The sequence below is a fragment of the Parafrankia sp. FMc2 genome (assembly GCF_041008525.1).
In the GTDB taxonomy this organism is placed as follows: domain Bacteria; phylum Actinomycetota; class Actinomycetes; order Frankiales; family Frankiaceae; genus Parafrankia.
Window position 1 is genome coordinate 1 of record NZ_JBFLUG010000185.1, and the last position, 11,416, is coordinate 11,416.

Here is an 11,416-nt window from a genome sequence, read left to right on the forward strand (position 1 = left end):
GGCGGGGTCTGGCCACCCGCTACGACAAGACACCCGAAAGCTACGCCGCAGGACTGCACCTGCGCGGATCCATCCTCTGGCTACGCAGCCTCCCAACCCCATGATCCGAACCCAGAACAGGCCCTAGGCAGGTCGCGAAGGCGTGCTCGGCGTCGGTTTGACGTGCCGGGTCGGCGAGGGCGATCGCGGCGAGTTGGAGCGCCCGGGCGATCCCGGGCGTCCCGTAACACAGCAATGGTCGTCCGGGGCCCGGCTGGGTGGGTACCCGGCGTGTAGGTCGTCGCGGGTGAGCCACTGCGGCCACCATCAGATACCTCCGGAGGGGACTGTCGCCTTCAGGCGGCAGGGGAATCCGGCACGGACCACAACGGTCACACCAGGCTATGGTGGTATAACCGTCGGTGTGGGGCGGCGGGTGGCGAAGGGCACAGGTGGGGTCTGCGACCTCGGCTATCACGTTGTGTGGTGCCCGAAGTGCCGCCGTGCTGTCCTTGTCGGGCTGGTCCGTGACCGGTTCGACGCGCTGATCCGGCAGAAGTGCGCCACACACGACTGGCTGGTCGTCGCGCACCAGCGGCGGTACGTCGACGCGCAGGACGGGCGGCTGTGGCTCGGGGAGCGTGCCGGGTGAGGCGGACCTTCAGGTTCCAGCTCCGCCCGACTGTCCGTCAGGCCGCCGCGCTGACCGTGATGCTCGACGACCACCAGAACCTCTACAACGCGGCGTTGCAGGAACGCCGGGACGCCTGGCGGCACCCGTCGAAGACGACGGTCCGCTACGTCACGCAGGCCGGCCAGCTCTCCGAGATCCGCAGCTACGATCCCGACCAGGCACGCTGGTCGTACTCGTCGCAGCAGGCCACCCTGCGCCGCCTCGACAAGGCGTTCGCCGCGTTCTTCCGCCGGGTGAAGGCCGGTGAGACGCCCGGCTACCCGCGATTCAAAGGACGGAACTGGTTCGACACCGTTGACTGGCCGAAGGACGGCGACGGCTGCCGCTGGAACTCCCAACCCGACAACCCTGCCCGGACGTTCGTCCGACTCCAGGGTGTCGGCCACGTCAGGGTCAACCAGCACCGGCCCGTGCGCGGCACGGTCAAGACGGTGTCGGTGAAGCGGGAAGGCCGCCGCTGGTACGTGCTGCTGTCCTGCGACGGTGTGCCCGCCGAGCCGCTGCCCGCTACCGGTGTGGTCGTCGGTATCGACCTCGGGATTGCCTCGCTGGCCACGACCAGTGACAGCCGGCACTACGGAAACCCCCGGCTTCTGGAGCGCGCCGCCGGCCGGTTGGCCGACGCGCAGCGCGACCTTGCCCGTAAGGAGCGTCGCTCGAAGCGGCGAGGCAGGGCAGTCGCCCGGGTCGCCGGGCTGCACCGCAAGGTCGCCCGCCAGCGGGCCGACCTTGCGCACAAGACCGCGCTCGGTCTGGTCCGCGACCACGACCTGATCGCTGTCGAGGCCCTCACCATCACAGGCATGGTCCGTCGGGTCAGGGCCAGGCCCGATCCTGACAGCCCGGGGGTGTTCCTGCCGAACGGGCAGGCCGCCAAGTCCGGGCTCAACCGGTCGATCCACGACGCGGGATGGGGGGTGTTCCTGGGAATCCTGTACGCCAAGGCTGAAAGCGCCGGACGGACGGTGATCCCAGTTCCCGCCCCCAACACCTCCCGCACCTGCGCGGAGTGCAACCACTGCGCCGCCGAGAACCGGCCGACCCAGGCCGAGTTCGTCTGCGTCGCCTGCGGACACTCGGCGCACGCCGACGTCAACGCGGCGGTCAACATTCTCCGGGCTGGGCTGGCCCGTCAGGACGCGCAAGTGGCCTGAGAAGCCTGCGGCTTCAACCGTCGGAGTAGTCACGGACCGCTACCGCGAGGACGGCACCCTCTGGGACGACAACGCCGCCACCCGCCTGGGTTTGTAGAGCACGGCATCCAGCAGAGAGTGGAGCCGATCCTTGATAAGGCTCCGTTCAAGCGGCGGCCTATCCGCTCGACGTCCTCGGATCGACCACATTAAATTGTGAATTGCGTCACAAGAATGCTGTCTTTGACGCAAACACGCGATGCCGCTACCTGCAATTTCAGCGCGCCTCCCCCTCCGGAGAGGATCGAGCGGGAACAGCGCCGCCACCGCTACCGGCTACTCTTTGGTGGCCGTTGTGGCCCGGTCGGGGGATCGCCGGAATTAATTGCTGCGTTGCGTCTGAGAAGACGTACTGGTGTGACGTTCAAGCGGCAGGCGCTCAACACCTCATGTTGTCATCCCCGCACCACCCGAAGGTAGTTCCAGTAACCGATCGGCATGCGAAAGGTGACGAACCGGGGATGAGTCGACCTACCCGCCGCCAGAAACAGCGGAAGATTCTTGTGGGGTGCGCAGTCATCGCACTGCCGACGGTCTGGCTGTCCGTTTCCGTGTGGTGGTTCGCGATTCCGCTCTACCTCGTCGTGGTGCTGGCCATCCGTCTGACGGCCTGGCCGACCATCTGCAAGGCCTATCGGACAGCGCCGGACTCCGCGCTGATGTGCGAGAACCTGGTCTACGGCACGGCCACCGGGTGCGGGCACCACCGGGAATTCAAAAGACGTGATCTGTGGGCCGTCACGAGCCCACGCCACCCGCTGTCTCCCGCACAGACCGGTGTTCGCCTGCTGCGCGGCCATCGTCGCGCGCCTGCAGCCCAGTCCGTTCTGATCGGAGCCCCGGAACAGGTGACGTTCCGGAACGTGCTCGCCCTCTACGCCATGGTCCTCTGCGCGGTGGTGGCGGGCTGCGGCATCGCCGTGCAGGTCCTCGCCGGCTGAGCAGGTCCGGCTGGCAGTCACAGCCGCCGCGGCCCCGACCGTTCACCGGTCTCCGGGGCGCGGCCGTATTTCCCCATTCTTTCCGCGGCAAACGGATGCAACGGAGCATCGTGATGGCAGGCGATACCCGAGTTCGCGGGTATGAGCGGCGAGACGGTACACGGGTACGTCCCCATACCCGACGGACGCCCAATGGTGATGGAGGTAAACGGCCAGGCCGACTCGTCGTGAAATTCACGATTACGGTCTCAGTCGTGGCGATCATGTTCGGCGGTTCCGCTCTGGACGGCTCGGTGTCGATTGCCCGCGCGCCCAGGTCATCGGATTCCGCACACAGCTGTTCGACACCCCGGCGATGCACCGAGGCCGAGATAACAGTGGAGGACCTGACCTCGATCAAGACGCGGTTGGCACGGAGGGGGCTGCACCTCGACGGTCAGCTGCAACACGACGGCGCGAACTGCGCCGAGCATGCCTACGGAGCCGTCCAGGCCTTCTTCCGTGTTCACCCGTGTGCGGACCTCTTCCGCGCCCAGTTCCAGGGCAAGGACAGCAGGGGGGACGTCCTCCTGGTCGCGGTCTCCTGGGTCCGGATGGCCGACGAAGCAAGCGCTGTCGCCTACCGGGAGCTGGTCGACACCTACGGCACGGGAAACGTCGTCGAGCTGTCCCGGGAGAGCGGCCGGTACCGCACCGTTCGTTACACCGCACGTCATTACAGCTCGGGCCGGAGCAGCACCGTCGTCGTGAATGCGCAGGCCGAGCCGGTTGCCCGTGGTTGGGTGGGCCTTGCTCTGACGACCGTCGTCGACGAGGCCATCCGATAGTCCCCTATGGGAGGAGGCCGGTGGCGGCACAAACAGCGATCCGTCGCCCGGCGCCTTGGCCGACCTGCTGGCGCGACGGCGAAGTGGAGTCCAGAGACGTGATGTACGGATCGCGATCGTCTAGTGACTCGCCGGAGGGGCGATCTGTGACGTAGAGCGACCAGCGCGTGATCCTCACGAGAAACCGGCGCAAGCGACTCGATGAGGAGATACGCGATGGCTGTGCGTCCCACTGTGACCGATGCCGAGGGGTTCGACAAGGAGCTGATGGCGGCGAGTCCGGCCCTGCGCTCACTCGGCCCCGGGCATGTTCCCGGTCAGCCGCATGTCCGCCGTCGCCCTGTGCCACCAGCCATATCGAGCTGAGCACAGCTGGATGCCGTGACCCTGCGCGACCGCGAGACGGTGGCCGAGGTGTATCCGGGACGGCGGAGGGCACCGGTCTGGCGGGACATGTCAGTACCGCTGGTCGAGTCGGAGGGGACCGTGGCCATGTCTACCCAACGAAGCGAGCATTCTGGTCCGCGACGCCTGCTCGACCGGATCAGCCCCGCGAGTGTCGAGGCCGCGGCGCCTGGGACGAGCGATGGCGCGGGACTCGTCGCCGCCCTGGTCATGGGAGCGCTCACAGCAGTCGGCGCACTGATCGGGACGCCGTTCGACCGGGCCGATGACGGCGCCACCGTCGGTGCTCTCGTGGGCATGGGACTACTCGCCCCGTGGATCATCTGGGTCATCGCCTTCTACCTGCGCAAAGGCTGGCGCACCCTGCGGGCACGGTCCCGGCCCGCGCTCCCCAGCACTGTCGACCACCAGAATCGCCAGCCGTCTCGGCGGGACCCGTCGGACGCCTGACGCCGCGGGCCGGCTGGCCTGATCACGTGGCCGCGCCACGCCAGGCAGCCACGACCCTCCCATGGGGAGTCAGCTCTCCGACCACCGGCAGGGGCACGATCTGACGCCGGGACTCGAACTCGATCCAGGCGAAGAGAATGCTCACCTGCCGGCGGCTACCAGCACCGAGCCAGCCCGACCGGCCGGTCTTTCCCGCCCCGAGCCCGGTGGGAGCCCGGCAGCCTGGTCGTGCTCAGGCCGCCGTCGGGCCGAACTGTTCGAGGAAGCGGGCGGTGAACAGGTCGGTGCCCTTGTACTCGGTGACGACGGCGGCCGGGACGACGGCCGGGCCGTCAGCGCCGGGCATCTGGCCGACGCCGCCGCGCGGCCCGAGCGGCAGCAGGATGATCGGGTAGGGCCGCGGCTGGTAGGTGGCCGTCGGGGGCAGGCCCCGCAGCTGGGCGCCGATGTTGCCGGCGACGATCTCGGCGTGTGCCAGCGCGTAGGCGGCCAGTTTCTCCTCGGCGACGTCGGTCAGGTCACCGATCGCGTAGACGGTGCTGTACCCGCGGACGTTCAGGTGCTCGGTGACGGCGACCTGGCCGCGCGCGGTGAGCGTGGTCAGCCGGCCCTCGGCGAGGTAGTCGCTGTTGGCGCGGGCCCCGTGGGCCTGGAACCACAGGTCGGCGGTGATCTCGTCGCCGCCGGTCGTCGTGACCGTGAAGGTCGCGGCCTGGCCGGGCGCGACGGGCGGCGGTGCCGTCAGGGCGGTGCCCAGCCGCAGGTCGACGCCCAGGTCGGTGAGCTGGCGGCGCAGGTCGTCACGCAGCGCCGGCTCGTAGCCGGCGAGGAGTTCCCCGGCCGGGTCGACGACGGTCACCGCCATGTCCGGCCAGACCTCCCTGATCTCGCCGGCGAGCTCCAGCCCGACCGGGCCCGCCCCGGCGATCAGCACCCGCCGGGCGCCCGCCAGCTCCTTGTGCGTCCGGCGCAGCTCGTCGAGCGCCTCGTCGGTGGCGTCGGCGGTCGGCCTCGCCGGGTAGGCGTAGCGGGAGCCGGTCGCGAGGACCAGGTAGTCCGCGTCGACGCGCCGTCCCGACTGGAGCACGACGCCCCGGGGGTCGACCGAGACGACGCGGTCGCGCAGCACCGTGGTGCGGGTGAGCGCCGTGGCGTACGGAAAGAACATCCGCGGCGCCCAGGAGGGCTGGACGAGCGCCCGTAGCGACCCGGCCACGTTGACGAACGCGTCCCCGGGGTCGATGAGCACGATCTCCACCGCCCCTGCGTCCAGCGCTCCGGTTCCCTCTGCCCCGGCGTCCAGCGCCTCGGCCTCCAGCGCCTTGGCCACCGCCGTTCCGCCGTATCCCCCGCCGACGACCACGATCGTGCTTCCCATGTCCGCTCCTCTCGGTTCCGAGGTCCGGCGTGTGCCGGGCGTCTCGGGAACGACTGTCACGGCGGGCCGCGCGGGCAGGAAGGCCGCGGTCATGGTGGTAGTGGCGGGGACACGACCGCGGCGTTCGGCGCTGTTACGGTCGGCTGGTGGGCGACAACGAGCTCGGGCTGTTCCTGCGGGTGCACCGCGAGGCGGTCAGCCCGGCCGAGGTGGGCCTGCCCGCCGGGCCGCGCCGCCGCGTGCGCGGCCTGCGCCGCTCCGAGGTGGCCGCGCTCGCCGGCGTCAGCGTCGAGTACGTCACCCGCCTGGAGCAGGGCCGCGACCGCCAGCCGTCGTCCCAGGTGCTCTCCGCCCTCGCCGACGCCCTGCGACTGACCGTCAGCGAGCGCGTCCACCTGCACCGCCTCACCAAGGCGGCCGACCCCACCTTCAACTGCCGGGGCGTCGGCGGCCCGGCCCGTACCGTCCGGGCGACCGTCCGGCTGCTGCTGGACCGGCTGGAACCGACGCCCGCGGTGCTGCTCAACCGGCTCGCCGACGTCGTCGCGCACACCGAGGGCTACGACCATCTCGCCCGGCCACTCGGGCTCCTCGACGCCACGGAGCCCAACCTCGCCCGGTTCGTGTTCACCGACACCCGTGCCCGCGAGGTGTTCCCCGACTGGCAGCAGGTCGCCGACGAGCAGGTCGCCGCGCTCAAGCAGGGGCCGTTTCGCGCACAGCCGGCGATGGCCGCACTCGCCGACGAACTGACGGTGACCGCCGGCGACGCCTTCACCCACCGCGTCGCCACGGTTCCGGGGCTCGCCCGGGGCAGCGGCGTCCAGCGCGTCCACCACCCCGAGGCGGGTGTGCTACGACTCGCCTACGAGACCCTGGAACTGCCGGCCGACGACGACGAGCGCCTCGTCGTCTACCTGCCCGCCGACGAGCCGACCGCCGCCGCGCTCCACGCGCTCACCGCGGCCCCGCCACGGGCACTGCGTCTCGTCCAGCCCTGAGGTCGTCCTGTGTCAGCGGGGCTTCGTCGGGTTCGTGGCCGGCACGCTGCTGGGATGGCAGACCTCGAAGGGTGCGGAGCTTCCGCCCGACTGCCTGATGCGTCCTGACCAGAGCGGGGCGCAGGTGTCGGTGGTCAGCGCCCGCAGCGCGGTTCCGTCATCGATGCCGTTGCCGAAACACCAGTCGTAGTAGACGTAGGCCTCGTGGACCGACCCGCCCGCCGCCAGGCGGAGCACGATCCCGGTGTCCCCCCACATGTCCTTCGCGCAGGTGTCCGGCGTGTCCGGACCCCCGCCCACCGGCGCGGCCCTGATCGCCGCCAGCAGCGCGGTCGCCGCGGCCCCACCGAGCTTCCGGGAGGCCAGCAGTCCGGGGCTGCCCACCGGGCTGTGCAGGTCGTAGTGGCAGACCGCGATCGCGTCCACGGCGTCGAGCCGGGCCACGTCGAACGGCGCCGGCGGACGGGCGAACCCGCCGGCCTGGATCGGCGAGCGGGCGGCGCAGCCATGCGGGTCGACCTCGACCTGGCGGGCCGAGGCGATGATCCGTCCGGCCTCGCCGAGGTGCGCCTCGTCGGTCAGGACGAACACCTTCGCCGCGCCGACCGTGCGGACGAGCCGGGTCCAGCCGTGCGCGCTCACCCGCCCGTCCGGCACCTCCTCGACCCCGCCGGCGGCCGGTGTGGCGGCGAACCGGACATGCGGCGACCAGTACTCGCGAGGCACGCCACCGCCATGCAGGTCCGGCTCCTCCCCACCGCCGGGGCAACCGATCATCATCTCGGCCCGGTAGGGGCCTCGGCTGTCGACGTAAGGCCGGTCGGGGAATGCCCGCGGCCTGCCCTCGACCGCGGCGCACCAGTCACCGCCCGGTGCCGGCGCGGGCTCCCAGGAAGCCGGGACCTCCATGACCACGTCCCGGAACGACTCCGACCGCCAGCCCGACTCCGACACCTCGGATGCCCCGCGTTCGCCAGGTGCTGCGACTTCGGGCCCGCGCCCGCCCGTCACCTCGCCGCCCGCCGGCCCACAGGCCAGCGCCGGACCACCGATGACCAGCGCCGTGGCCGCCCACACCATCCCTCGCAGAGCACGCCGTCTGCCGTAGCGGGCAACATCGACCAGACAGGCCACGACAGGCCACCGCGATGCGCGGACCGGATAATTTCCCATGGCGATACTGACGCATGGCCACGAATATCGGTTCACCAACTTGTGAACAATGACGACTACACCGAGTTCTTCCGCCGGTTCCTGACTCCAGCCGACATGTGTGTCAGGCAGGACCCGGTGCTTCGGGCCTTGGTGGGCTCGTCGCGCGGCCCCCGGACCAACAGCCTCAGGGCCTCCCGTCTCGTCACAGCGCCGGCCGTCATCACCCGATCAGACAGACGTGGCGGCCGGTGATGGCGGTGGGACCGTGCCCGCGAACGCCGCGCCCCTACCAGCACCGCTGGCAGCGGGTCTGATGTATCTCCTCGACCTGCTGGATCCGGTCCCGCCTCCGGAGACGGCGACAACAGGAGTGAGAAGTCCCGGGAGAAGGTCGCAGCCGCGATTCCCCGGGAATGAAGGGCCGACTATCTGATCCGGCTGCCTGACCGTCTTCGACGGCCACCATTCCGGCCTGTGGCCGATCCTGCAGGATGGTCCGCCTCAGTCCCCGGCGCGACGCGCGGGGAGCAGGCTCGCCTGTCCATCCGGACGGGACGCCGGCGGCCGGCGGCCGGCGCGACGATCGGCGCGACGGCGACGCAACCATCGGGCGGCGGATGCGGCCTGCGGGCCGCCGTGGTGGCGAGGGGCCCGCCCCGGTCGCATGAACGGGTGAAACCCGGGCAGTCTCACCGTGCCGGGTACATCGGGCAGGCGGTGTAGCCACCGTGGCAGACAGGTGGAGGGCAGAAGCCGATGCGGACTGGACGGCGCACCGATCAGCCTGACCCCATCCGCCGCGTTCTCCATCTGGTCGGCCCTCGCAATACCGAGCTCCTGGCCCATCCCCTCACCTGGCGGGCGCGAGGCATCGGATTCGCTTTCGGGCTGGTGGTCGCGACGGTGTTCCCCGCGCTCGGCGCGCTGGTCGGTCTGGCGTTCGGGCGCCCCAACGACGGGTCGATCGCGGGCGCGTTCGTCACGCTGGGCGTCGTGTGCTGCTGGGTGGTCTGGATCCTGGTGGGAGGGGTCCGCCTGGATCGCGAGGCCTCCCACCAGCAGCCGCGGTAGGGCGATGCTGCTGGCGATGATGATGCCGGTGGCGCCGAGGCGCCCTCATGAGGAGGGCGAGATCCGGTCGCGTCCGGTGATTGTTGCGGCGGCGGGGTACATGTCGATCATGATCATTTCCCGCAAGGCCGGTCAACCCCACCAGGTCAGGCTCACCGACACCCCCGACACCCCCGACACCGCCCTGCGCCCACACGTCGCCGGCCCCACCCACCCGCCAAACCACCCGGCCGAACCGTGAGACACGAAGGCACCCCCGTCTCCCAGGACCCGGACCGACCACGGCGCGGACGACGTCGCTGGGTCCTGTTCCTCGCCCTGCTCGTACTCATCATCGGCGGGCTGCTGGCCTGCCTCTGCCGGTTCGTGTTCGAGGACTCCTGGCCAGAGGCCCTCGCCCACACGACGATCTTCTCCGCGCCGCTGGTGGGCGCCCCCTTGGGCGCGCGCCTACGGCAGTGGGTCACCCGCCGGCGCGGAAAAGCGCCGGCGGGCCAGAGACAACACGAACCCGGCGGAGAAGCGATCAGATCTCCGGCACGATCAGAATCTGCCTGGCCTGGGGCCACCCGACGCCCGGACCCCGACCGCTCCCCAGCCATCAACCCCACCAAGATCGTTAGTGGAGATACGCATCGTCAACGTTGTTGATTATCTTGAGGAGGGGGCGCGCCGCGAGAGGGACGGCGGACCGCCCCTGTGAGATCGGGGGCGTCCACCGTCCCTGGGCCCTGCGGGCCAGCGCGCTGGGCGGCGGTGCAGGCCACGGGCCTACGACATCGACCGCCGGTCGAGGGTCCCGCTAGTAGATGTTGAAGCGCTGGTTCCAGCCTCCGGCGCAGTCCCAGACCTGCAGCAGCGCGCCGTCGGCGTGGTTGACGCCCGTGACGTCGAGGCAGCGCCCGCTGTGCAGATTGACGAGCTCAACCCACTTCCCCCGGCTACCCGACTCGACCGGGACGGCGGCCCAGTGCTGGTTGGGCGTGCCATTGCACTGCCACTGCTGCACGCGGACCCCGTTGCCCGCCGGCACATCGGTCGCCATGTCGAGGCACTTGCCGGATCTCCGGTTGACCAGCTGGTAGTAGGAGTGGCCCTGGTACGTGCCCTTTCGCTCCATGGTCCAGTACTGCTGCTGGTTCCCGTTCCGCTGCCACAGCTGGACCCGCGCCCCGTCCGACCGGGAGCCGTCCTTCACATCGAGCACCTTGGGGCCGGCGCTCCCGTTCGGCGTCAGCACACTCACCCAGGTGGTGATCGCGTCGCTTCCGGGCCGCGGCGGCTGCGGCGCGTCCGGGCGGGTGGGCGTGGTCGGCCGCACCGGAGCGTCCGGACGGGGCTCGGCCGGGCCAAGCCCTTCGGCCGGGGCCTCAGCGCGGTAGGGGATGACCTTTACCACGCCGGTGCCCAGCAGCTGGCCCGTGTACCGGCGCAGGAAGGAGTCCAGGGCTGCCGGGTCTACACCACCCGGGCCATGTTCCGCGAAGTAGGCGATCCCCATGTTGACCGTGAGCCGGTCACCGTCGTCTGTGCCGCCGGCCCCGGCGACCTGGTGCGCGCCCCGCAGGACGGGCTCCAGGAATCCCGCCGCACGGCCGACGTAGCCGTAGTGGAAGTTGGACCAGAAGTCGTGGGAGAGCAGGTAGCGGGTGTCATACCATTGGAAGTAGTACCGACCCCGCCCCTTGTCCAAGGAATAGCTCGATGCTCCGTAGGTATCTATTATAAATTTTTTATGATCCCATGGGCCATCAGGTCGAACCTGATTCGACCACAGCACCCAGGCGTTTTTTCTCGACAGATCCAGCGGCACGGGCTCAATCAAACGCTCGGGGTGATTAATCTGGATCTCCCGAAATTCGGGACTCTGCAGGTTCGTCGCGATCTCTTCCGACATCCAGTTCAGTAGCTGTGTGTGAACGGGGGTGTCGTCGCAGTGAATCCAAGGGCTAATCTTGTTGATCGGCACGGCGCACCTGGTGGTCTTCACGAGCTTTCCAGCGGCGTCATGCCATTCGATGCGGACGATTCCTTTGAACCACATATTCCGCAGCTCGTCACATTTTTCCCCGCCGCGCAGATAGACCGGCTGGGTGGTTCTCGGCTGGTCTCTGCTGTCGATTCCCACTGCCACCGCGTAGCCACCGGGCCGGCTGCTGACCGCCGGATCGCGCGAGCAGAAGGCGATCTGCTGCCGGCGGGCTCAACCCGTCAGTGCATCAACCGCTCTGCGACAGTAGCAGCTGATTGAGCCTTTCGGCGGGCGTGTCCCAGTTCAACGTCTGCCGCGGGCGACGGTTCAGCAGGTCAGCGACACGGTCG

Annotated in this window: 10 protein-coding genes and 2 pseudogenes; 8 read left to right on the forward strand and 4 right to left on the reverse strand. The window is 69.8% G+C overall.

The features are described from left to right. Positions 1–124 precede the first annotated feature (124 nt). Positions 125–306, reverse strand: a pseudogene (locus AB1460_RS32885) (lanthionine synthetase); the annotation flags it as partial. Between the two features lie 97 nt (positions 307–403). Between AB1460_RS32885 and AB1460_RS32890 the strand changes: the two are divergent. From AB1460_RS32890 to AB1460_RS32910, 5 genes and pseudogenes are all read left to right on the forward strand, one after another. Continuing rightward, a pseudogene (locus AB1460_RS32890) lies at positions 404–568 on the forward strand (transposase); the annotation flags it as partial. A 59-nt stretch (positions 569–627) separates the two neighbouring features. After that, on the forward strand, positions 628–1,827 hold the full coding sequence (locus AB1460_RS32895) for an RNA-guided endonuclease InsQ/TnpB family protein (protein ID WP_368966100.1): 1,200 nt from the start codon (positions 628–630) through the stop codon (positions 1,825–1,827). 500 nt (positions 1,828–2,327) lie between these two features. Then, complete coding sequence (locus AB1460_RS32900; RefSeq protein WP_368966101.1) at positions 2,328–2,807, forward strand: hypothetical protein; 480 nt, start codon at positions 2,328–2,330, stop codon at positions 2,805–2,807. A 377-nt stretch (positions 2,808–3,184) separates the two neighbouring features. Next, positions 3,185–3,634 carry a hypothetical protein gene (locus tag AB1460_RS32905; RefSeq protein ID WP_368966103.1) on the forward strand — a complete coding sequence of 150 codons (450 nt, stop codon included), beginning with the start codon at positions 3,185–3,187 and terminating at the stop codon, positions 3,632–3,634. A 381-nt stretch (positions 3,635–4,015) separates the two neighbouring features. After that, positions 4,016–4,489: a hypothetical protein gene (locus AB1460_RS32910; RefSeq protein ID WP_368966105.1), complete on the forward strand. Its 474-nt coding sequence runs from the start codon at positions 4,016–4,018 to the stop codon at positions 4,487–4,489. 232 nt (positions 4,490–4,721) lie between these two features. On the opposite strand, the gene AB1460_RS32915 is transcribed toward AB1460_RS32910, so the two are convergent. Next, positions 4,722–5,867, reverse strand: coding sequence for an NAD(P)/FAD-dependent oxidoreductase (locus AB1460_RS32915; protein ID WP_368966107.1), 1,146 nt, complete (start codon positions 5,865–5,867; stop codon positions 4,722–4,724). Positions 5,868–6,013: 146 nt separating this feature from the next. Here AB1460_RS32915 and AB1460_RS32920 point away from each other — a divergent pair, with 146 nt between their 5' ends. Then, positions 6,014–6,868, forward strand: coding sequence for a helix-turn-helix domain-containing protein (locus AB1460_RS32920; RefSeq protein ID WP_368966108.1), 855 nt, complete (start codon positions 6,014–6,016; stop codon positions 6,866–6,868). Between the two features lie 12 nt (positions 6,869–6,880). Here AB1460_RS32920 and AB1460_RS32925 read toward each other — a convergent pair whose 3' ends face one another. Further along, positions 6,881–8,002: a hypothetical protein gene (locus tag AB1460_RS32925; RefSeq protein WP_368966110.1), complete on the reverse strand. Its 1,122-nt coding sequence runs from the start codon at positions 8,000–8,002 to the stop codon at positions 6,881–6,883. Positions 8,003–8,779: 777 nt separating this feature from the next. On the opposite strand from AB1460_RS32925, the gene AB1460_RS32930 reads away from it, so the two are divergent. After that, positions 8,780–9,094, forward strand: a complete 315-nt coding sequence (locus AB1460_RS32930; protein WP_368966111.1) for a hypothetical protein — start codon at positions 8,780–8,782, stop codon at positions 9,092–9,094. Between the two features lie 28 nt (positions 9,095–9,122). Next, positions 9,123–9,335, forward strand: a complete 213-nt coding sequence (locus AB1460_RS32935; RefSeq protein WP_368966113.1) for a hypothetical protein — start codon at positions 9,123–9,125, stop codon at positions 9,333–9,335. Positions 9,336–9,896: 561 nt separating this feature from the next. Here AB1460_RS32935 and AB1460_RS32940 read toward each other — a convergent pair. Further along, the gene (locus tag AB1460_RS32940) at positions 9,897–11,222 is read right to left on the reverse strand and encodes an RICIN domain-containing protein (RefSeq protein ID WP_368966114.1); all 1,326 of its coding nucleotides are present in this window, start codon (positions 11,220–11,222) and stop codon (positions 9,897–9,899) included. Between the last annotated feature and the right edge of the window lie 194 nt (positions 11,223–11,416).